The following is a 20,549-nucleotide window of genomic DNA, read 5'->3' as shown; positions in this document are numbered from 1 at the left end:
CCCGCATGTTCTATCTTCTGTACCTCTATTACGCCGATGTCGCGCACCAGTATCCGCTGCTGAACCTGATCCAGTATCAGACCGTCCGCACGGCCCTGGCCCTGGCGACGGCGGCCATCGTCGCCGTGGCCATGGGCAGCCGCTTCATCAACTGGATCCGCGCCAAACAGGGCCGGGGCCAGCCGATCCGCGACGACGGCCCGGTCTCCCACCTGTCCAAGGTCGGCACCCCCACCATGGGCGGGCTGATGATCCTGGCGGGCATCGGCGTGGCCGTCTTCCTGTGGGGCGATCTGACCAACCCCTATATCTGGATCGTCTCGGGCGTGACGGCGGCCTTTGGCGTGTTGGGCTTCATCGACGACTACGCCAAGGTGACCAAACAGACCTCGGCGGGCCTGACTTCGAAACAGAAGCTGGTCGCCCAGACGGCGGTGGCCGTGATCGCCGGCGTCCTGACCGTCCTTTGGATGACCGCCTCGCCGACCTCGCCGGGGCTTGAGACCTCGATCGCCTTCCCCTTCTTCAAGGCGGTTCTGCTGAACATCGGCTGGTTCTATGTCGCCTTCGCCGCCTTCACCATCGTCGGCTTCTCCAATGCGGTGAACCTGACCGACGGTCTGGACGGGCTGGCGACCGTTCCGGTGATGATGGCGGCCGGCGCCTTCGGCGTGATCTCCTATCTCGCCGGCAACTTCGTCTTCTCCCAGTATCTGCAGATCCACCACGTTCCCGGATCGGGCGAGCTGGCCATCTTCTGCGCCGCCATGATCGGCGGGGGCGCGGGCTTCCTCTGGTACAACGCCCCCCCGGCCAAGATCTTCATGGGCGACACCGGCTCCCTGGCCCTGGGCGGGGCGCTGGGCGCCATCGCCGTCACCACCAAGCACGAGCTGGTGCTGGGCATCGTCGGCGGTCTGTTCGTGATGGAGGCCGCCTCGGTCATGATCCAGGTCGGCTATTACAAGCTGACCAAGAAGCGCATCTTCCTGATGGCGCCGATCCACCACCATTTCGAAAAGATGGGCTGGCCGGAATCGACCGTGGTCATCCGTTTCTGGATCATCGCCGGCGCCCTGGCCCTGCTCGGCCTGTCCACGTTGAAACTGAGATGAGCGGGCTCCCCCATTCTCCGTCATCCTCGGACTTGATCCGAGCTTCGTCATCCTCGGGCTTGACCCGAGTTTCGTCATCCTCGGGCTTGACCCGAGCTTCGTCATCCTCGGGCTTGACCCGAGGATCGGGCGTGGACCTGGCTGTGCGTCCGGCCCTACGCACCAGCGGCGGACCCTCCGATCCTCGGGTCAAGCCCGAGGATGACGGAATAGGGAGCGTGGGATGATCCCCGTTCCCGGCTTCGAGAACCGGCGGGTCGCGGTCTTCGGCTTGGGACGGTCGGGGATCACGGCCGCGCGCGCCCTGAAGGCCGGGGGCGCGATCCCCGTCCTGTGGGACGACGGCGTCTCGGGCCGGCTTCAGGCCCAGGCAGAGGGCTTCGTGGTCGAGGATCTGACGACCGCCGACTGGTCCGGCTTCGCCGCCCTGGTCCTGTCGCCCGGCGCGCCCTTGACCCATCCCAAGCCGCACTGGACCGTGGACAAGGCGCGCGAGGCCGGCGTTCCGGTCGTCGGCGACATCGAACTGTTCGCCCGCGCCCTGGACGCCCTGCCGCAGGGGCGGCGGCCGAAAGTCGTCGCCATCACCGGCACCAACGGCAAGTCCACGACGACCGCCCTGATCGGCTGGGTGCTGCAGCAGGCGGGCCTGACCGTCTATGTCGGCGGCAATATCGGCATCGGCGTCCTGGCCCTGCCGGAGCCGACGCCGGACGCCGTCTATGTGATCGAGGTCTCCAGCTATCAGTTGGACCTGACCACGCGCTTCGCGCCGGACGTGGCGATCCTGACCAATGTCTCGCCCGACCATCTGGACCGCCACGGCGGGATGGAGGGCTATGTCGCGGCCAAGCGACGGATCTTCCAGGCCCAGGGGCCGGAGGCTGTGGCCCTGGTCGGGGTGGACGAGGACTGGGGACAGGGGATTTTGTCCGGCCTGAACGGGCGGGTCATCACGATCTGTTCTTCCGCTCATCCCCGCGCAAGCGGGGACCCAGTCCTTTCGCAGGGGCAGGGCGCTGGGGATCAAGATCGTGGCCGCACGGACGAAGTGGACCGCCCAAAGACCTGGGTCCCCGCTTTCGCGGGGATGAGCGGGATTGAGGCCATGCCGGGCGCCATCCGCGCCGAGGGCCGGATTATTGCAGATATTGCACAGGCCCGCTCGCTGCCCGGCCGTCACAACGCCCAGAACGCCGCCTTCGCCTATGCCGCCGCCCGCGCCCTGGGCGTGTCGCATGAGGCCGCCGTCAAAGGCCTGCTGACCTTCCCCGGCCTGGCCCACCGGATGGAGGCCGTCGGCCATATCGGCCCGGTCCGCTTCATCAACGACTCCAAGGCCACCAACGCCGACGCCGCGCGTCAGGCCCTGTCGAGCTATCCCAAGGTCTTCTGGATCGCGGGCGGCAAGCCCAAGGACGGCGGCATCGACGACCTGACCGACCTCTTCCCGCGCGTGGCCAAGGCCTATCTGATCGGCGAGGCGGCCCAGGCCTTCGCTCGCACCCTGGGCGACACGCCCCACGTCATCTCGAACACCATGGACGCCGCCGTGGCCGCCGCCGCCGCAGACGCCCAGGCTGCGGGCGGCGACCAGATCGTGCTATTGTCGCCCGCCTGCGCCAGTTTCGACCAGTTCCCCGACTTCGAGGCGCGGGGCGAGGCCTTCCGCGCCGCCGTCCTGGCCCTCGGCGCAACCCCGGAGACAGCCCGATGAGCGCCTCCTACACCCCCGCCTTTTCCCGAAACGACCAGAGCCCGATCGCCCAGTGGTTCTGGACCGTGGACCGCGGCCTCTTGGGCGCGGCGCTTGCCCTGATGGGCCTGGGCGTGGCCCTCAGCTTCGCCTCCAGCCCGGCCGCCATCCTGGCCGATGAATCCATCACCGATCCCTTCCACTACTCGTGGCGGATGATGGTCTTCGCCGGGATCAGCCTGACCCTGATGCTGACCACCTCGCTGATGTCGCCGCGCGGGGTGCGGCGGATCGCCGTCCTGGCTTTGCTGGGGGCCATCGTCGTGATGATGGCCCTGCCCTTCATCGGCGACACGGTGAAGGGGGCGGCGCGCTGGGTGAATTTCGGCCCCTTCAGCCTGCAACCCAGCGAATTCGCCAAACCCGGCCTGATCGTCTTCGCCGCCTGGATGTTCGCCGAGGCGCAGAAGGGCCAGGGGGTTCCGGGCGTGACCATTGCGTTCGGCTTCTACGCCCTGACGGTCTGCCTGCTGCTGATCCAGCCGGACATCGGCCAGACCCTGCTGATCACCACCACCTTCATGGCCGTCTTCTTCATGGCCGGGGTGCCGTTCAAATGGATGGCGGTCCTGGCCAGCGCCGGCATGGCGGGTCTGGTCTCCCTCTATTTCGTCTTCGGCCACATGCGCGACCGCCTCAGCCGCTTCTTCTCGCCCGAGACCACCGACACCCACCAGATCGACGCCGCCGCCGAGGCCATCCGCGCGGGCGGCCTTCTGGGCCGCGGGGTGGGCGAGGGGGTGATGAAGCGCCGGGTGCCGGACCTGCACACCGACTTCATCTATTCCGTCGGCGCCGAAGAGTTCGGCCTGATCCTCAGCCTGATCATCATCGGCCTTTACGCCTTCATCGTCGTTCGGGGCATGCGCCGGGCCATGAAGCTGACCGATCCGTTCGAACAGACGGCCTCGGCGGGCCTCTTCATGCTGATCGGGCTTCAGGCCTGCATCAATGTGGCGGTGAACCTGAACCTGATCCCGACCAAGGGCATGACCCTGCCCTTCGTCAGCTACGGCGGCTCCTCCATGATCGCCATGGGCTTGACCATGGGCTTCGCCCTGGCCCTGACCCGGCGTCGGCCGGGCGCCTATGAGCCGGGCGCCAGCCTGTCGCGGCCGGGGCGGCGGCTGCTTTAGGGCGGCGGCGCGTGAAGGCCCATGATCTGGGCCGTAAACCTGCGCCTTATCAAGGCGTTGATCCCGACCAGCCGCCTTCTCCGCATCGCGCCGAAAAACCGTGGCATTCTATGGGGGTCGAAGGGATCGAACGGCCAACCGGACACATCGGACACATCGGACACTCTTTTTTCCGCCCGCCGTCCTCAGACCGGACAAATCGGACTATTCAGACACTGTTTCTCCCGGAGGCCCCATGTCCAAACTCTGCGTCGTCGCCGCCGGCGGCACCGGCGGCCACATGTTCCCCGCCGAGGCGCTGGCGCGGGAGCTGGCCGGGCGCGGCTGGCGCGTGGTCCTGGCGACCGATCATCGGGGCGAGCAGTACGCCCACGCCTTTCCGGCCGAGGAACGGCTGGCCCTGGACGCCGCGACCGGCGCCGGCCCCCTGGGCCTGATCAAGGCCGGGGTGCAGATCTTCAAGGGCGTCATGCAGGCGCGGGCCGCCTTCGACCGGCTGGGCGCCGACGTCGTGGTGGGCTTCGGCGGCTATCCTTCGGCCCCGGCCCTGGTCGCGGCGGTGACGTCGCAGCGGCCGACCGTCATCCATGAGCAGAACGCCGTCCTGGGCCGAACCAACCGCATCCTGGCCCCCTATGTGGGACAGGTGGCCTCGTCCTTCCCGACCCTGGAACGGGCGCCGGCCCAGGTTCAGGGACGGTCCCACGTCGTCGGCTCGCCCGTGCGCGCCGACATCCGCGCCCTGTTCGATCGCCCCTATGTCGCCCCCGCCGAAGGCGGCCCCATCCAGCTGCTGGTGACGGGCGGCAGCCAGGGCGCCCGGATCCTGTCCGAGACCACCCCCCGGGCGCTTGCGGCCCTGCCCGAGGCGCTGCGGCGGCGGCTCAAGGTTCAGCAGCAGTCGCGGCCAGAGACCCTGGAAACCGCCCGCCAAATCTACCTGGAGGCCGGGATCGAGGCCGAGGTCGCCCCCTTCTTCCGCGACATGGCTGAACGGCTGTACAAGGCCCATCTGGTGGTCGGCCGCTCCGGCGCCTCGACCTGCGCCGAACTGGCGATTGCGGCCCTGCCTTCGGTCCTGATCCCGCTCAAGATCGCCACCGACGACCACCAGCGCCTGAACGCCAAGGCCCTGACCGAAGCCGGGGCGGCGGAGGTCATTCTGGAGGACGCCCTGACCGTCGAGAGCTTGACCGCAGCCCTGGATCGCGTCCTGTCCGATTCAGCCCGCCTGGCCGCCATGTCCGCCGCCGCTCGCTCGGTCGCCATCCCCGACGCCGCCGAACGCCTGGCGGACTTGGTCGAGGCGACGGCGGGGGCCGCCTGAGACCGACAACCGTCCCGCTTGTCGCGCGTTTAGGAGCCCATGCCTCCCGAAATCATCGCCCTGACCCGTCAAGTCCGCGCCCTGTGGCGTCAGTTCGACTGGCTGCCCGAATGGGCGGTGATCGGCCTCGTCCTACTGGTCTTCGTCGGCGGCGGCTGGCTGACGCACAAGGTCGTCTTCGCGGTCCTGCGCCGCATGGTCAGGAACAAGGACGTCTTCTGGCGCGGGATCGTCGAGAGGGCGCGGGTCAAGCTGCGGGTGCTGATCATCATCATCGGCGTCGGCATCGGCGTGACCGTGTCGCCGATGCATCCCGAACCCTCGGCCGACATCCGCGCGGTGCTGCTGTTCCTCTCCATCCTGACGCTGGGCTGGATGGCGTCAGGGGTGCTCGACATGTGGTCGGTCATGCATCTGAAGCGGTACAATATCTCAGTCGAGGACAATCTGCTCGCCCGCAAACACCTGACCCAGACTCGCATCCTGCAGCGGGTCGCCAAGGTGATCCTGTTCATCGTCACCGTGGGCCTGGCCCTGATGACCATCTCCGGCTTCCGCCAGTGGGGCGTCAGCCTGCTGGCCTCGGCCGGCGTCGTCGGCATCATCGCCGGTCTGGCGCTTCAGCCGATCCTGACGAACATGGTCGCCGGCATCCAGATCGCCCTGACCCAGCCGATCCGCCTGGACGACGCCGTCATCGTCGAGAACGAGTGGGGTAATGTGGAGGAGATCACCGCCACCTATGTGGTGGTCAAGCTGTGGGACTGGCGGCGTATGGTCCTGCCCCTGTCCTATTTCATCACCAAGCCCTTCCAGAACTGGACGCGCGAGAACGCCCGCCTGATCGGCACGGCCTTCTTCTACGTCGATTACGAGGCCCCGATTGATAAGCTGCGCGAGGCGTTCGAGGGGATCGTCAAGAACTCTAAGCTCTGGGACGGCGACGTCCAGGTCATGCAGGTGACCGACATCACCGAACGGGTGCTTCAGGTCCGCTGCCTGGCCAGCGCCCGCTCGGCCCCGGTCGCCTTCGACCTGCGCTGCGAGATCCGCGAGAAACTGATGGCCTTCATGCGCGACCAATGCCGCGAAGCCCTGCCGCGCGACCGCCTGGAATGGCCGCAGGGGGAAGAGCGGCCCCCTAATCTCCCTCCCCGCTCCGGGGAGGGTGGCCGCGCAGCGGCCGGGTGGGGCGGCGTCAGTCCTTCAACGCCGCCTGGCCCCGAGCGATCGCCTGATCCAGCGTGAGGATCTCCCGCGCCGGAGCCTCCCCGCACGCTACGGCCAGCAACTCCGCCGCATCCCCGCCGGGCGCGGCCTGATAGGCGGGCGCGGCGTCGGGCGTGGCCGGCCCCTCTGTCCCGTCTTCGCGCAGGGAGGCGAAATCCAGCCGGTCCGCCGTGCGCGCCCGGCAATCGAAAACCCAGCGCGACCAGCCGCCGACATAGGTCACGTCCCCCACCTTGAAGCCCGCCTCGGTGACCTGAAGCTCGCGCATCCGGGCCAGGTCTCCGTGCCGCTCGATTGAGGCGACATCGGCGTAGACGGCGAACCGGCCGACGCCGGTCTCGACCAGTTGGGGATCGGCGAATGCGAGCAGCAGGGCGATCATGCGACCAGCGTCTCCGCCTGTTTCAGATCCACGCTGACCAGCTGGCTCATGCCACGCTCGGGCATGGTGACGCCGTACAGCCGATCCATCCGGCTCATGGTCACCGGGTTGTGGGTGATGACGATGAAGCGGGTGTCGGTCCGCGACCGCATCTCGTGCAGCATCTTGCAGAACCGGTCCACGTTCGCATCGTCCAGCGGGGCGTCCACCTCGTCCAGCACGCAGACGGGGGCGGGGTTGGCCAGGAAGACGCCGAAGATCAGGGCCGCCGCCGTCAGGGCCTGTTCGCCCCCCGACATCAGGCTCATGACCGACAGCCGCTTGCCGGGCGGGCAGGCGTAAATCTCCAGCCCCGCCTCCAGCGGATCGTCGCTCTCCACCAGTTTCAGCTCGGCCTGGCCGCCGTCGAACAGGGCCTCGAACAGGGCCTTGAAGTTGGCGTTGATGATGTCAAAAGCGGCGATCAGCCGTTCGCGTCCCTCGGCGTTCAACTCGTCGATCCCGTCGCGCAGCTTGGCGATGGCCTGGGTCAGGTCGATCCGCTCTGACTTCATGCTGTTCAGCCGCTCGCCGTATTCGGTCGCCTCGTCCTCGGCGCGCAGGTTGACGGCGCCCAGGGCCTCGCGCTCGCGCTCCAGCCCGTACAGCAGGCTCTCGGCGCCGGCGGCGTCAGGCGGCCGGGCCACGGCCTCGTCGGTCAGCTTGCGGGCCAGGTCTTCGGGCGACATCTGGGCGGTCTCGCGCAAGGTCGCCTCGGCCTCGGTCAGCTTCTCGGCCGCAGCCTCGGCTCGAGCGGCCAGACCGGCGCGGGCTTCGCGCGCCTGGGAGGCGGCGGCGTCGGCGGCGCGGGCGGCGCGGTCGGCCTCGGCCGCAGCCGCCTCGACGGTCGCCATGGCGTCGGACGAAGCCTGTTTGCGCTGTTCGGCGGCGGTCAGTGTGTCCAGCAGCTTGCCGCGCTGTTCGGCGAACCCTTGGGGCGCGACCTCGGCCTGCTTCAGCAGGGCGGCCGTCTTCTCCGCGTCCTTCTCCAGGGCGGCAATGCGGGCGCCGCTGTCCTTGGACCGGGCGATCCAGCCGTCGCGCGCCCGGGTCAGGCCGCCCAGGCGCTGTTCGCGGCCTTGGCGGTCGCGAGCCTCGGCGTCGCGGTCCGATCGGGCAGTCTGGGCGGCGACGCGAGCCGCGTCGGCGGCGGCCCGGGCGGCGGCCAGATCGTCCCGCAATCCGGCCAGGGTTTCCGACGGGGCCTCGACCGTCTGGGCGGCGGCCAGGGCGGCTTCAGCCTCGGCAACTTCGGCCGCCAGCCGCGCCAAGGCCTCGTCCAGCGCTTGGGCGCGGGCTTCGCGGCGAGTCTGGTCCCGCGTCAGGCTTTCGACACGGTCGCGGGCGGCGGTCACGGCCTTGTCGAGGGCGAAGGGTTGCAGGCGGGCGGTCTTCACCGCCTCCTCTGCCGCGCGGAAGGTTTCGGCCGCCGCCTTCTGTTGGGCCTGGGCCTGTTCCAGCGCCGGCTTGCCCTTGTCGATCTCGGCTTCCAGCTCAGCCAGGCGGGTGCGTTGGGCCAGACGCACGGCGGCGGGACGGGGCGCTTCGGCGCGGCTGACGAAGCCGTCCCAGCGGAACAGGTCGCCCTCGGGCGTCGCCAGACGGGCGCCGACCGGCAGGGTGCGGGCCAGTTCGGCCGCCTGGGCGCGCGGCGCGACGCCGCACTGGGCCAGACGCGCCGCCAACTGGTCGGGAGCCTGGACATGATCCGAAAGCGGTTCGACGCCTGCGGGCCAGACCGGCGGGCGGGGTTCCGCCCCGCCCCAATAGGCGGCGGCGCGGGCGTCCAGGGCCGCGTCCAGGTCTTCGCCCAAGGCGGCGGCTAGGGCGGCCTCATAGCCTCGGTTTGCGCGGACCTTGTCGAGCGCGGGCGGATGGTCGCGCTTGCCGCCGACCAGCAGCTGGGCCAGGCCGCGCGCCTCGGTCTGCAACCGGCCCAGCCGGTCTTCGGCGGCGCGGGCGGCGGTGCGGGCCTCCTGCTCGGCGCGGGCCAGGTCGCCGCGTCTGACTTCGGCCGCCTCGACGGCCTCGCGGGCGGCGGTCAGTTCGGCCTGGGCGATCTCCAGCGCCTGACGGGCGGCTTCCAGCTCCGGCGTTTCCAGCGGACCCAGGGCCTCGCGTTCGCGCCTCGCCTGTTCCAGCTGTGCGGCGACGCGGGACAGGCGGGTCTCGGCGTCGCGGCGGCGGGCGGCCTCGGCGTTGGCGCGGGCCTCGACGGCCGCGAGGGCGGCGGCCAGGCGTTCGACCTCGGCGTCGGCGGTCTTGCGGGCCTCCTCGGCGGCGGCCAGGGCCTTGTCCAGTTCGGGGCCGCGAGCGGGGGCGGCGGCGATCTCGGCCTGGAGGCGGGCCAGTTCGTGATCCAGCCGGTCCAGCTCGCGCTTGGCGTCGGCGGCCATATTGGTCTCGCGCTCCGTATCGGCGGCGATGCGGGCGGCCTCGGCCTTCAGGCGATCCACCTCGGCCCGGGCGGCCTGTTCGGCCATGTCGAGCCGGTCGCGCTCCAGACTGGCCCGGTGCAGCAGGGCGGAGGCGACGGCGTCCTCCTCCCGCGCCGGCTTCAGGGCCTCTTGGGCGGCGAGGGCGGCGGTCTGGGCGGCGGCGGCGGCGGTCGTCGTCTCGGCCACGGCGCGGTCGGCGGCGCGCAGCTCCTGGGCTGCGGCCTCGGCGGCGATCTGGGCGTCGTTCCAGCGGGCGTAGAGCAGGGCGGCCTGGAGGGCGCGGATCTCGGCGGAGATCTTCTTGTATTTCTCGGCCTGACGGGCTTCGCGCTTCAGCCGATTCAGCGCGGTCTCCAGCTCGCGGCCGATGTCGTCCAACCGCTCCAGATTGGCCTCGGCCGCCTTCAGGCGCAGTTCGGCCTCGTGACGGCGGGTGTGCAGGCCGGCGACGCCGCCCGCTTCCTCAAGGATCCGGCGGCGGTTCTGGGGCTTGGCGGCGATCAGTTCCGAGATCTGGCCCTGGCGGACCAGGGCGGGGGAGTTGGCGCCGGTCGAGGCGTCGGCGAACAGCAGTTGAACGTCGCGGGCGCGCACCTCCTTGCCGTTGATCCGATAGGTCGAACCCTGGCCCCGGTCGATACGGCGCGACACCTCCAGCACCGGGCTGTCGGTGAAGGGCTGGGGCGCGCGACGTTGCGCATTGTCGATGGTCAGCTGGACTTCGGCGTGGCTGCGCGGGGGGCGGCCCGCTGCGCCGGCGAAGATGACGTCGTCCATCCCCTGACCGCGCATGGCCTTGGCCGAGTTGGCGCCCATGACCCAGCGCAGGCTCTCAAGGACGTTGGACTTGCCGCAGCCGTTGGGTCCGACGATGCCGGTCAGGCCGGATTCGATGTGCACCTCCGCCGGATCGACGAACGACTTGAAGCCGACGAGCCGGAGGCGCTGGAACTGCATCGGTCCTGGCGCTTACCGGCGCAGCAGCGGATCGACGGCGGCCGACAGGGCTTCCAGCGAGTAACCGGCGACAGGCTTGCCGTTGACGAACAGGGTCGGCGTGCCCTCGACCCCGGCCGCCTCGGCGCCGGCGATCTGGGCCTGAAGCGCGGCGCGGGTGGCGGGGTCGTTCAGGCAGGTTTCGACCTGTTCGCGCGTCTTGCCGGTGGCGGCGAGGCCGGCGTCGAACCAGGGCTTGGCGCCGGTGGTGCGCAGATTGGCCTGGTCACGCATGAAGACCTCGGCCACGTCGAAATAGCGGCCCGGCGCGGCGCAGATGGCCACGGCGGCGGCGGCGGCGGCGACATTGGCGGGCGGGGTCGGCAGGTTGCGATGCACCAGCCGGACCTTGCCCGTGTCGATGTAGCGGGCCTTGAAGGCCGGCAGGACGTCGTTGTGGAAGACGGCGCAGTGCGCGCAGGTGAAGCTGGCGTATTCGATCACCGTGACCGGCGCGTCGGCCTGACCCAGAACATGGTCCTGGGCCGTGACCGGCGGCGGGGGCTCGGCGGCCGAGGCCGGACCCGCCAGGGCGGCGGTCAGAGCAAAGGCGAGGACGGCGCGCCGGACCATGGCTTACTTCGCCAGCTCGGCGTCGATGGCGGCCGACAGGTCGGCCAGGCTGGCGCCTTCGCCGCCGGGGGTGATGACCTGGGTGTCGTTCACGTAGAAGGCCGGAGTGCCCGTCACGCCTTGGGCTTGGGCGGCCTGGACGCGCTTCTCCATGGCGGCGACGGCCGCCTTGTCGGTGACGCAGTCGTTGAACTGCTGCTCAGACAGGCCGGCGGCCTGGGCCGTGCGCAGCAGCCAGTCGCGCGGCGACGAGGTCAGCATCTCCTGCTGGGTCGCCATCAGCTGGTGGACGACGTCGAAATACTTGTCCGGCCCGGCGCAGCGCGCGACCAGGAAGCCGGCGGTGGCGGCGTCGACCGGCGGGGTCGGCAGTTCGCGGAAGACGTAGCGCACCTTGTTGGTGTCGACGTATTTGGCCTTGAACGCTGGCCAGGTGTTCTTCTGCCACAGGGCGCAGTGGGGGCAGGTGACGGAAGCGTATTCGACCACGGTGACCTTGGCGCCTTCCGGCGCGCCCAGGCCCATGTCGCCCTCGACGGCGCCCTTGGAGCCGCCGCCGCAGGCGGCCAGGGCCATGGTCGCCATGGCGGCGCCGGTGATGGCCGCACGGCGGCTCATGCGGGCGAAGCGGGATTCGGTCGGGGCCATGGGACTTCCTTGGTCGGATCGTTGGCGATCGGCGGCGTGATTCCGGGCGAACCGCGCAACCTTGATCATTCGAGAACAGGTGCGGCGAAGATTTGTCAATCGCGGTCGTTCGAACGCGATATCGCCGCTCGGCCCAGTTTGGCCAGGGCCGCCTTCAGTTCCTCGGGTGCGGCGGCCAGGGAGGCCGCCAGTTCCGCCTCGGCCGAGGCGGGCAGGGGCGGTGGAACAGCGGCGCGTTTGGGGCGGGCGGCCGGCTCGGTCAGGGGCTTGATCGGTCCCTGGGCGATGCGAAGCCGATCGACCGAACCGGCGCCCAGAAACAGGTTCACCCGCGCCAGGATGTCCTCGGACTGATGCTGGACCAGCAGGGCGGCGGCGCCGGCGACGCGCAGCTCCAGCACGCCGGGCTGGCCGCCCTTGCCCTTGGTCAACTTCTGGGGCCGGGTGACGCGGGCCAGGCGGTCTCCGACGATCTCGCGCCAGCGCGGCTCAAGGGCGCCGGCGCCGCGGCCGAATTGTTCGTCCAGCTTCTTGATCAGGGGCGTCAGGGCCTGGCCCGCGCGCGGCGCCGGGCGCGGCGCCGGGCGGGTGCGGCGGCGCGACAGGATCTCGCGGACCTCGGCGTCTGTGGGCAGCGGGCGGCGCATGGGCCTATATAGACCGATCCCATGACTGACGTCTCTCCCGACATCGCCCTGATCCGCGCCCGTCTGCTGGACTGGTATGACCGCCATGCGCGCAGCCTGGCCTGGCGTGTTCCGCCGGGGACGCGGCAGAGGCCCGACCCCTATCGCATCTGGTTGTCGGAGGTCATGCTGCAACAGACCACCACGTCGCACGCCACCCCCTATTTCCAGACCTTCACCAGCCGCTGGCCGACGGTGTCGGACCTGGCGGCGGCCCAGGACGCCGAGGTCATGGCCGCCTGGGCGGGGCTGGGCTATTACGCCCGAGCCCGCAATCTGCTGGCCTGCGCCAGGGCGGTGGCGGGCGAACATGGCGGGGTGTTTCCCGATACGGAGGCGGGGCTTTCAGCCTTGCCCGGCGTGGGCGCCTATACGGCCGCAGCGGTGGCGGCCATCGCCTTTGGCCGCCCCGCCAATGTGGTCGACGGCAATGTCGAACGGGTCATGGCGCGGCTGTTCGCCGTGGAGACGCCGGTCCCCCAGGCGCGGCCCGAACTCCGGCGGCTGGCGGGCCTCTTCATCAATGACCAAAGGCCCGGCGACTGGGCCCAGGCCCTGATGGACCTGGGCGCGACCGTGTGCCGGCCCAAGTCGCCGCTATGCGACCTGTGCCCCATCGCGGACCCCTGCGCCGGTCGCGCGTCAGGCGATCCTGAACGCTATCCGGTCAAGACCAAGAAGACGGATCGGCCTCAGCGGAAGGGCGTCGCCTGGGTCTTGTTCGACGACCAAGGTCGGGTGGCGGTGGAGACGCGGCCCGACAAGGGTCTGCTGGGCGGAATGCTGGGCCTGCCGACCAGTGACTGGACGACGGGCGAACCATTGACGCCGCCGCCGATCGACGCCGACTGGCGAGACGTCGGATCGGTCGAGCATGTTTTCACCCATTTCAGCCTGACCTTGACGGTGATGACGGCGCGAGGCGAGGCGAGGGCGGGTTGGCGATGGATGCCTTTCGAAGCGGCGCGCGCGGCCCTGCCCACCGTATTCGCCAAGGCCCTGGATCGGGCGACCGTTGAATCTGACCTATTTTTGTAGTAACAAAAATCTGTGCGCATCACCTTCGATCCCAGCAAGCGTGATCGCACGTGGATTGAGCGTGGACTGGATTTCGCCCAGGCGTCGGCTGTGTTCGACGGTGATCATCTGACGTTTGACGATGATCGTCGGGACTATGGAGAAAGACGTCTGATCACCATTGGGCGTTTGACCGACCGTATGGTGGTTCTGGTGTGGACGCCGCGTGGCGAGGCGCGCCACATCATTTCGATGAGGAAGGCGAATGACCGTGAACAGCGACGCTACGAAGACCGATTGGGTCGATCCTGACGAGGCGCCGGAACTTGACGACGTCTGGTTCGACAAGGCGGATCACTATCGAGGAGAGACGCTGGTCCAACGCGGACGCCCCAAGGGCGCGGATAAGATCTCGACCACCATAAGGTTCGACGCCGACGTGCTGGCCGCCTTCAAACAGGACGGGCCGGGATGGCAGACGCGCATGAACCAGGCGCTGCGCGACTGGCTGAAACGGAAGTCAGACGCCGCCTGATCACCGCAGGGTGCGGATGGCGATCCCGCCCTGTTTGCGACGAGGCACCACCACGGCGCGGCCGTCCACATGCTGGATGTCCAGATCGACCGAGGCGTTTCCGACTTGAAGACCCTGAATCTTCAGCGTCTGCAACCCGGCGGGCAGAACCGGGTCGATCAGATCGACCGTTCCGCTCCAGGCGTCGATCGACAGGCCCAGCGACGCCTGAAGCATCAGAAAGACCGACCCCGCCGCCCAGGCCTGGGGCAGACAGGCGACCGGATAGGCGATCGGCGGTTCGCCCGGCGCGCGCGGGAAGCCGCAGAACAGCTCGGGCAGACGCAGATGGAAATGGGCGGCGGCGGCGTAGATCTCGGCCAGGATCTCGGCCACCGCCTGGCGTTCGCCATAGGCGGCCATGCCGGCGGCGGCCATGGCGGTGTCGTGCGGCCAGACCGAGCCGTTGTGATAGCTCATCGGATTGAACCGGGCCTGGCCCAGCTCCAGCGTCCGCACGCCCCAGCCGGTGCGGAACCGTGACGACAACAGGCGTCGGGTCACGCGCCGCGCCCGTTCGGGCGACGGCAGGCCGGTGAAGAGCAGATGGCCGGCGTTGGAGGCGATGGCGCGGCACGGCTCCCCGTCTCCGTCCAGGGCGACGGCGTAGAAGCCCTCGTCCTCCATCCAGTACTTGTCCTCGACCAGGGCGCGGACCTGTTCGGCGCGGATGCGCCATTCCACCGCTCGGTCGTCGTGCAGCCGCTCGCCCAGATCCGCCAGGGCGCGCCAGGCGGCGAAGGCGTAGCCTTGAACTTCTAAGAGTGCGATCGGCCCCTTGGGAAAGCGGCCGTCGGCGTGGAAGATGGAATCCTCGGAATCCTTCCAGCCCTGGTTGGACAGGCCGGTGTCGGCGCCGCGCTGATAGTCGATCAGGCCGTCCCCGTTGGAATCCCCATAGTCGCGCATCCAGTCGGCGGCGGCGATCAGATTGGGCCATAGTTTGCGGATCAGCTCCAGATCGCCGGTGCGCCCGGCATAGGCGCCGGCCAGGGCGATGAACAAACAGGTGGTGTCGACCCCGCCGTAATAGAGGCCGAAGGGCACCTCGCCCAGGGCGCTCATTTCGCCGCCGCGCGTCTCGTGCAGGATCTTGCCCGGCTGGCTGTCCTGGAACAGCGACGTCTCAGTCGCCTGGCGCGAGGCCAGATAGGTCAGGACGCCCTTGGCCAGGGACGGGTCCAGCCACAGCATCTGCCAGGCGGCGATGATGCCGTCCCGCCCGAACGGGGTCGAGAACCAGGGCGTGCCGGCATAGGGGTAGGGGCCGGTCGGCAGGTCGGTGGTCAACAGGGCCATGTCCGCCCGCGACTGGTCCAGCCAGTCGTTGAACCGCGGGCTGCGGGGGCCGCGCACCGAGGCGCCGCGCCGCCGCTTGGCCCGCATCGCCAGACGGGCCTGGATGGCGTTCAGCCGCCAGCGACGGGCGTCCGGCGCTTCGCAGGAATCGACACCGCATTCGATGAACAGCTCCATCGACCGGCCCTTGGGCAGGCTGAACATGAACTCGGCGCGGTTAGGGGTCAGGCGGGCGGGCGGTTCGGAAAAGGCGAGGCAGCTGCCGCGGTCCACCCCGTCCAGGCCGGTGTAGCGGAAGGTGACGCGGCGCCCGTCGGTGGTGGGGGCGTGGATCGTGCCGCGCTTGGGCCGCGGCGTCCCCCGCACCTGGAAGATGTCGGCGAAGTCGGCCCCGAAGTCGAAGGCGAGGGGCAGAAGTATGTCCTCGACCCCGTGGTTGACCATCTGGATGCGTTCGAACATGCGCCGGTCCCACAGGAAGCGCCGCCGTTCGATATGCATCACCCCGGCCGGGGCCGAGCGTCCGCCCATCGGCGGCAGGGGACGATTGGTCGTGTGGCAGGAAAAGAAGACGTTGTCCTGGCTGACGCCGGACGACAGCCGCGACGGCTTCAACAGGCCCACGGTCATCGTCCAGCGCGATAGAACCCGCGTGTCCCCGGCGAACAGGCCGTCGGCCCCGCCCTTCATGTCGCCCCAGCCGTCGGCGACCAGGAAGGCGTCCCCCGCCTTCAGCGCCATCAGCTGTTCCAGGCCCGAAGCCTCGACGGACTCACCGGCGGTCAGCTGGGTGGAATAGGCGTCGTCCATGCGGTGTCTGTCCCCGTCGCTGTTGCAGCCTGCGCGAAACGTCTCATTGGAATGCGGCGCTCAAGGGCCGCTCCGATGATGAAATGAAGCCGGCGGCGGAGGGTTTCACCCTCCGCCGCTGAACCTCGACAATAAGACGGGGATCAGGCTATGGCCGCGAAGCTGCGATCTTCCAAGGGGCGCAGGGGCGTCACCACGTCCGCCAGCGGGGCCTCGGCGAACGGACGGCGCGCCAGAAGGTCGCCGTAGACGTCCAGATAACGGCGCGCCATGGCGGCGGCCGAGAAGCGCAGTTCGAACCGGGCGCGGATGGCCTCGCGGTCCAGGAGGCGGGCACGGTCGGCGGCGGCGACGGCCTGTTCCATGGTGTCCACCAGGAAGCCGGTGGCGCCGTCCTCGATGATTTCCGGCGTCGATCCGCAGCGGAAGGCCACCACCGGCGTGCCGCAGGCCATGGCCTCGATCATCACCAGGCCGAAGGGTTCGGGCCAGTCGATCGGGAACAACAGGGCCTCGGCGCCGCCCAGGAAGGCTGATTTCTGATGGTCGCCGATCTCGCCGATGAACTCGATCAGGGGATTGGCCTCGACCATGGGACGGATGGTCTCCTCCCAATAGATCTTGTCTGCGGCGTCCACCTTGGCGGCCATCTTCAGCGGGCGGCCCAGTTTGGTGGCGATCTCAATCGCGCGGTCGGGTCGTTTCTCGGGCGAGATGCGGCCCAGGAAGGCCAGATAGCCCTCTGACTTCGGCGAGAAGACATATTGGTCGCCGGGCATGCCGTGATGCACGGTCGCCTTCCAATTCGCATGGGGCAGGGGGCGGCGCTGGTCGTCCGAGATGGAAATCAGGCCGAAGTCGCTCCAGCGATCGTAAACGCCGGGCAGATCCTTCAGATCGAGCCGTCCATGCAATGTGGTGATGGTCCGGTCCGCATAGGGCCGGAACAGGGGGAAGTGGATCATGTCGGTGTGGAAGTGGATGACGTCGAACTGATCGACGCGATCCAGGACCTCGCTCAGCATGGTCATATGGGCGGCGAGATCGGACTTCAGCGGGGCGGGGTCCAGGCGTATGGCCTGGTCGCGGACGGGGACCAGCCGCGCCCGCGTCTGTGCGTCTGCGGAGGCGAACAGAGTGACCTCATGGCCCAGATCGACCAGGGCGTCTGTGAGATGGGCGACGACCCTTTCGGTGCCGCCATACAATTTGGGAGGCACAGCCTCATAAAGCGGTGTGACCTGCGCGATCTTCATCGATGTGCTTGCTCCAGCCCGGCGCTGCGGGCCTGCTGACATCAATGTTCACGCGGGTGCGCGGTTCCGTCGCGGAGACGAAATTTCCGCCGCAAATCCGGCGAGTTACAGAGCTTTACCGTAGGGCGGCTACTGCATCCCCGCCCGGACTTCCGCACGCAGGGCGTCGATCGACTTCAGCCCCTGGTCGGTCTTGAAGCGCCAGTAGGTCCAGCCGTTGCAGGCGGGGGCGTTTTCGAGCAGGGCGCCCAGCTTGTGGATCGAGCCGGTCAGCGAGCCCGACACCAGGGAGCCGTCGGCGCGGACCCGGGCCTCGCGCTCGCCCTTGGGGCAGTACAGACGGTCGCCGGGGTTCAGCAGGCCGGCCTCGACCAGGGCGCCGAAGGGCACCTTGGGCTCGGCGCGCTTGGAGCCCATGACGGCCAGGTCTTCGGGACTGGCGGGAATGACCGAGGCGATGCGGGTCTCGGCGACGGCCGCATAGGTCTCGTCCCGCTCGATGCCGATGTAGTGGCGGCCGAGGCGTTTGGCGGCGGCGCCGGTGGTGCCGGTGCCGAAGAAGGGGTCCAGGACCACGTCGCCGGGGCGGGTGGCCGACAGCAGCACGCGGTGCAGCAGGGCCTCGGGCTTCTGGGTCGGATGGGCCTTCTTGCCGTCGGCGTCCTTGATGCGCTCCTCGCCGGTGCACAGGGCGAAGGTCCAGTCGGAGCGCATCTGGGTGTCTTCGTTGAAGGCTTTCAGGGCGTCGTAGTTGAAGGTGTAGCGCTTCTGGTCGCGCGACCGGGCGGCCCAGATCAGGGTCTCATGGGCGTTGGTGAACCGGGTGCCCTTGAAGTTCGGCATTGGGTTGGACTTGCGCCAGATGATGTCGTTCAGCACCCAGAAGCCCAGGTCCTGGATCGCCGCGCCCAGGCGGAAGACGTTGTGATAGGAGCCGATCACCCAGATCGAACCTTCGGGCTTCAGCACGCGGCGGCATTCGGTCAGCCAGGCGCGGGTGAAGGCGTCGTATTCGGCGAAGCTGCCGAACTTGTCCCAGTCGTCGTCGACCGCATCGACCTTCGAATTGTCGGGCCGCAGCAGGTCGCCGCCCAGTTGCAGATTATAGGGCGGGTCGGCGAAGACCATGTCGACCGAGGCGTCGGGCAGGCTTTTCAGAATCTCGATGCAGTCGCCACGGTGGATGACGTCGGTCTGGAACTGGGACATGGAACGCGGCCTCGGAACGATGAGACCGGCATGGTGAATCCTTACGGTTAAGGCAGTGTTGATTCCGTCGGTTTCGGCGTCAGCCTGGGACCACCTTCACCCGACCCGCCGCCTCTCGCGCCCGTTCGCGGGCTTCGTCCACATCGGCCCCGCGCGCGGTCGCCACGCCCATGCGGCGGCGCTCATAGGCTTCGGGCTTGCCGAACAGGCGCAGATCGGCGGTCGGAACGGACAGGGCCTCCGCGACGCCTTCGAAGGCGATCCCTTGCGCCTCCAGGCCGCCGTAGATGACGGCGCTGGCGGCGGGTTCGCGCTGGGTGACGTCGACGGGCAGGCCCAGGATGGCGCGGGCGTGGAGGGCGAACTCGCTCATCGTCTGGCTGGCCAGGGTGACCAGGCCGGTGTCGTGGGGGCGGGGCGAGACCTCGGAGAACCAGACCTGGTCGCCCTTGACGAACAGTTCGACGCCGAAGACGCCGAAACCGCCGAGCGCCTCGGTGACCTTGCCGGCGATGTCCTGCGAGGCGGCGAGGGCAGCGGGGCTCATGGCCTGGGGCTGCCAGCTCTCGACATAGTCGCCCTTGACCTGACGGTGGCCGATGGGGGCGCAGAAGTCCGTGCGGGTCGAGCCGTCGGCGGCGCGCGAGCGGACGGTCAGCAGGGTGATCTCGAAATCGAAGTCGATCCGGCCCTCGACGATCACACGGGCGCCGGCGACGCGGCCGCTGTCTTGGGCGTAGGTCCAGGCGTCGGCAATTTCATCGGGGCTTTCGACAAAGGACTGGCCCTTGCCGGACGAGGACATGACCGGCTTGACGAAACAAGGGTAGCCGACGGTTTCGGCGCCGGCGGCCAGTTCCTGGGCGCTGCCCGCGAAGGCGTAGGGGCTGGTGGGCAGGCCCAGCTCTTCGGCGGCGAGACGGCGGATGCCCTCGCGGTTCATGGTCAGTTGGACGGCGCGGGCGGTGGGAATGACGCGAGCCATGCCGGCGGCCTCGATGTTGGCCAGGACCTCGGTGGCGATGGCCTCGATCTCGGGCACGATGATGTGCGGGGCCTCGGCCATGATCAGGCCGTTCAGCACCTGGGGATCGGTCATCGGGATGACGTGGCTGCGGTGCGCGACCTGCATGGCTGGGGCGTTCGGATAACGGTCGACGGCGACCACCTCGACGCCCAGGCGCTGAAGCTCGATGGCGACCTCCTTGCCCAGTTCGCCGGAGCCCAGCAGCATGACGCGGACGGCGGTGTCGGAAAGCGGGGTGCCGAGTTTCATGGGGGGCTCCGGGGTTTGGATCAGGGCGTGGGGACGGCGTAGAGCTTGCGGAAGGCGTCCAAGGCCGCGCCGTGGTAGATGGTGGCGTGGGTCTCGGTCGGGCGGGGCGTGAAGCTCCAGCTCAGGCCGGGCAGGGCGTGGTCGCGCAGATTGGCGGTCAGGACGTCCATGGGGGCCTGCATCTCGGGGCCCTCGTCGCCCAGGGTCAGGATCAGGGTGCGCGGGTCGTTCGACTGGTCACGCAGACGGGCGCCGGACTGACGCGCCAGTTCGCCCCCGTCCCACCACAGGCTGGGGCTGACGGCGACATAGGCGTCGAACATCTGGGGTTCCTTGAGGAAGGTCTCGACCACGAACAGGCCGGCCAGGGATTCGCCCATCAGGGCGGTCTCGCCGCTGGTGCGGAAGCGCGTCTCGACGAAAGGCTGGACCTCTTCGGCCAGGAAGCGGCGGAAGCGGTCGGAATGGCCCTGGGTCGGATAGCGGGCGATCAGTTCGGGGTCTTGCGTCGGCAGGGCCAGTTCGTTGCGGCGGTCGACCGAAGCGATCCCGACCACGATCACGTCGCGGGTCGTGCCGACGACGGTTCCCATCTGGGCGAGGCCCGAGATGTGGTGGAAGTCCTGATCCTGGCCGCCGTCGAGGACATAGAGGACGGGATAGGTCTTGCCGCTGCCCGCATAGCCGGGCGGCAGCCAGACACTGATCTCGCGCGTCGCGCCCATGACGGCGGAGGGGAGGGCGTAGGACCGGCCGATGACGATGGGGGTTTCGGCGGGGGC

Annotated in this window: 18 protein-coding genes; 8 read left to right on the top strand and 10 right to left on the bottom strand. The window is 69.1% G+C overall.

Going from position 1 to position 20,549, the window contains the following annotated elements; all coding sequences use genetic code 11:
• Positions 1–5: 5 nt before the first annotated feature.
• The 5 genes from mraY to AC07XS_RS01105 all read left to right on the top strand — a co-directional run bounded on the left by mraY (position 6) and on the right by AC07XS_RS01105 (position 6,582).
• Positions 6–1,115 carry a phospho-N-acetylmuramoyl-pentapeptide-transferase gene (gene mraY / locus AC07XS_RS01125; RefSeq protein WP_182713315.1) on the top strand — a complete coding sequence of 370 codons (1,110 nt, stop codon included), beginning with the start codon at positions 6–8 and terminating at the stop codon, positions 1,113–1,115.
• A gap of 223 nt (positions 1,116–1,338) precedes the next feature.
• On the top strand, positions 1,339–2,832 hold the full coding sequence (gene murD / locus AC07XS_RS01120) for a UDP-N-acetylmuramoyl-L-alanine--D-glutamate ligase (protein ID WP_182713316.1): 1,494 nt from the start codon (positions 1,339–1,341) through the stop codon (positions 2,830–2,832).
• A complete protein-coding gene (locus AC07XS_RS01115) occupies positions 2,829–4,007 on the top strand; it encodes a peptidoglycan glycosyltransferase FtsW (RefSeq protein ID WP_054766437.1) in 1,179 nt (392 codons plus the stop codon). The genes murD and AC07XS_RS01115 overlap by 4 nt, the downstream gene beginning before the upstream one ends.
• Before the next feature lie 235 nt (positions 4,008–4,242).
• Entirely contained in the window at positions 4,243–5,334 is a 1,092-nt protein-coding gene (murG, locus tag AC07XS_RS01110) for an undecaprenyldiphospho-muramoylpentapeptide beta-N-acetylglucosaminyltransferase (protein WP_054766436.1), read from the top strand.
• A gap of 39 nt (positions 5,335–5,373) precedes the next feature.
• A complete protein-coding gene (locus tag AC07XS_RS01105) occupies positions 5,374–6,582 on the top strand; it encodes a mechanosensitive ion channel family protein (protein WP_197273322.1) in 1,209 nt (402 codons plus the stop codon).
• On the opposite strand, the gene AC07XS_RS01100 is transcribed toward AC07XS_RS01105, so the two are convergent.
• The 5 genes from AC07XS_RS01100 to AC07XS_RS01080 all read right to left on the bottom strand — a co-directional run bounded on the left by AC07XS_RS01100 (position 6,533) and on the right by AC07XS_RS01080 (position 12,287).
• Positions 6,533–6,946, bottom strand: a complete 414-nt coding sequence (locus AC07XS_RS01100) for a surface-adhesin E family protein (protein WP_054766435.1) — start codon at positions 6,944–6,946, stop codon at positions 6,533–6,535. The two genes, AC07XS_RS01105 and AC07XS_RS01100, sit on opposite strands and share 50 nt — an antisense overlap.
• Positions 6,943–10,380, bottom strand: a complete 3,438-nt coding sequence (locus AC07XS_RS01095) for an AAA family ATPase (protein WP_182713317.1) — start codon at positions 10,378–10,380, stop codon at positions 6,943–6,945. Before AC07XS_RS01095 ends, AC07XS_RS01100 begins: the two co-directional genes overlap by 4 nt.
• A gap of 12 nt (positions 10,381–10,392) precedes the next feature.
• Entirely contained in the window at positions 10,393–10,992 is a 600-nt protein-coding gene (locus tag AC07XS_RS01090; RefSeq protein WP_054766433.1) for a thioredoxin domain-containing protein, read from the bottom strand.
• Positions 10,993–10,995: 3 nt separating this feature from the next.
• Entirely contained in the window at positions 10,996–11,640 is a 645-nt protein-coding gene (locus AC07XS_RS01085; RefSeq protein ID WP_054766432.1) for a DsbA family protein, read from the bottom strand.
• Between the two features lie 95 nt (positions 11,641–11,735).
• Entirely contained in the window at positions 11,736–12,287 is a 552-nt protein-coding gene (locus tag AC07XS_RS01080; RefSeq protein ID WP_054766431.1) for a DUF721 domain-containing protein, read from the bottom strand.
• Positions 12,288–12,308: 21 nt separating this feature from the next.
• Here AC07XS_RS01080 and mutY point away from each other — a divergent pair, with 21 nt between their 5' ends.
• The 3 genes from mutY to AC07XS_RS01065 are packed head-to-tail and all read left to right on the top strand — an operon-like array spanning position 12,309 to position 13,878.
• Positions 12,309–13,364, top strand: coding sequence for an A/G-specific adenine glycosylase (mutY, locus tag AC07XS_RS01075; RefSeq protein ID WP_182713318.1), 1,056 nt, complete (start codon positions 12,309–12,311; stop codon positions 13,362–13,364).
• A gap of 12 nt (positions 13,365–13,376) precedes the next feature.
• A complete protein-coding gene (locus AC07XS_RS01070; RefSeq protein WP_152950794.1) occupies positions 13,377–13,655 on the top strand; it encodes a BrnT family toxin in 279 nt (92 codons plus the stop codon).
• Positions 13,609–13,878, top strand: coding sequence for a BrnA antitoxin family protein (locus tag AC07XS_RS01065; protein ID WP_182713319.1), 270 nt, complete (start codon positions 13,609–13,611; stop codon positions 13,876–13,878). The genes AC07XS_RS01070 and AC07XS_RS01065 overlap by 47 nt, the downstream gene beginning before the upstream one ends.
• On the opposite strand, the gene AC07XS_RS01060 is transcribed toward AC07XS_RS01065, so the two are convergent.
• The 5 genes from AC07XS_RS01060 to AC07XS_RS01040 form a co-directional block, all read right to left on the bottom strand.
• Positions 13,879–16,026, bottom strand: coding sequence for an amylo-alpha-1,6-glucosidase (locus AC07XS_RS01060; RefSeq protein WP_182713320.1), 2,148 nt, complete (start codon positions 16,024–16,026; stop codon positions 13,879–13,881).
• 143 nt (positions 16,027–16,169) lie between these two features.
• Entirely contained in the window at positions 16,170–17,282 is a 1,113-nt protein-coding gene (locus AC07XS_RS01055) for a glycosyltransferase family 4 protein (protein ID WP_152950791.1), read from the bottom strand.
• Positions 17,283–17,411: 129 nt separating this feature from the next.
• Positions 17,412–18,491 carry a site-specific DNA-methyltransferase gene (locus tag AC07XS_RS01050; RefSeq protein WP_152950790.1) on the bottom strand — a complete coding sequence of 360 codons (1,080 nt, stop codon included), beginning with the start codon at positions 18,489–18,491 and terminating at the stop codon, positions 17,412–17,414.
• A 79-nt stretch (positions 18,492–18,570) separates the two neighbouring features.
• Positions 18,571–19,767: a formate-dependent phosphoribosylglycinamide formyltransferase gene (gene purT, locus AC07XS_RS01045; RefSeq protein WP_182713321.1), complete on the bottom strand. Its 1,197-nt coding sequence runs from the start codon at positions 19,765–19,767 to the stop codon at positions 18,571–18,573.
• A gap of 20 nt (positions 19,768–19,787) precedes the next feature.
• Positions 19,788–20,549, bottom strand: a 762-nt coding sequence (locus AC07XS_RS01040) for an alpha/beta hydrolase-fold protein (protein ID WP_182713322.1), incomplete at its 5' end; no start/stop codon positions are given.

The organism is Brevundimonas sp. GW456-12-10-14-LB3, from assembly GCF_059424365.1.
The sequence above is the reverse complement of the archived record's forward strand: the minus strand, read 5'-3'. Positions and strand labels throughout refer to the sequence as shown.

Coding starts and splice junctions, on each gene's coding strand:
- AC07XS_RS01065 (WP_182713319.1), top strand. CDS start 13,609: ATGACCGTGAACAGCGACGCTACGAAGACCGATTGGGTCGATCCTGAC.
- murD (WP_182713316.1), top strand. CDS start 1,339: ATGATCCCCGTTCCCGGCTTCGAGAACCGGCGGGTCGCGGTCTTCGGC.
- AC07XS_RS01105 (WP_197273322.1), top strand. CDS start 5,374: ATGCCTCCCGAAATCATCGCCCTGACCCGTCAAGTCCGCGCCCTGTGG.
- AC07XS_RS01050 (WP_152950790.1), bottom strand. CDS start 18,491: ATGTCCCAGTTCCAGACCGACGTCATCCACCGTGGCGACTGCATCGAG.
- AC07XS_RS01080 (WP_054766431.1), bottom strand. CDS start 12,287: ATGCGCCGCCCGCTGCCCACAGACGCCGAGGTCCGCGAGATCCTGTCG.
- AC07XS_RS01085 (WP_054766432.1), bottom strand. CDS start 11,640: ATGGCCCCGACCGAATCCCGCTTCGCCCGCATGAGCCGCCGTGCGGCC.
- mutY (WP_182713318.1), top strand. CDS start 12,309: ATGACTGACGTCTCTCCCGACATCGCCCTGATCCGCGCCCGTCTGCTG.
- purT (WP_182713321.1), bottom strand. CDS start 19,767: ATGAAACTCGGCACCCCGCTTTCCGACACCGCCGTCCGCGTCATGCTG.
- AC07XS_RS01095 (WP_182713317.1), bottom strand. CDS start 10,380: ATGCAGTTCCAGCGCCTCCGGCTCGTCGGCTTCAAGTCGTTCGTCGAT.
- AC07XS_RS01115 (WP_054766437.1), top strand. CDS start 2,829: ATGAGCGCCTCCTACACCCCCGCCTTTTCCCGAAACGACCAGAGCCCG.
- AC07XS_RS01060 (WP_182713320.1), bottom strand. CDS start 16,026: ATGGACGACGCCTATTCCACCCAGCTGACCGCCGGTGAGTCCGTCGAG.
- AC07XS_RS01055 (WP_152950791.1), bottom strand. CDS start 17,282: ATGAAGATCGCGCAGGTCACACCGCTTTATGAGGCTGTGCCTCCCAAA.
- AC07XS_RS01090 (WP_054766433.1), bottom strand. CDS start 10,992: ATGGTCCGGCGCGCCGTCCTCGCCTTTGCTCTGACCGCCGCCCTGGCG.
- mraY (WP_182713315.1), top strand. CDS start 6: ATGTTCTATCTTCTGTACCTCTATTACGCCGATGTCGCGCACCAGTAT.
- murG (WP_054766436.1), top strand. CDS start 4,243: ATGTCCAAACTCTGCGTCGTCGCCGCCGGCGGCACCGGCGGCCACATG.
- AC07XS_RS01100 (WP_054766435.1), bottom strand. CDS start 6,946: ATGATCGCCCTGCTGCTCGCATTCGCCGATCCCCAACTGGTCGAGACC.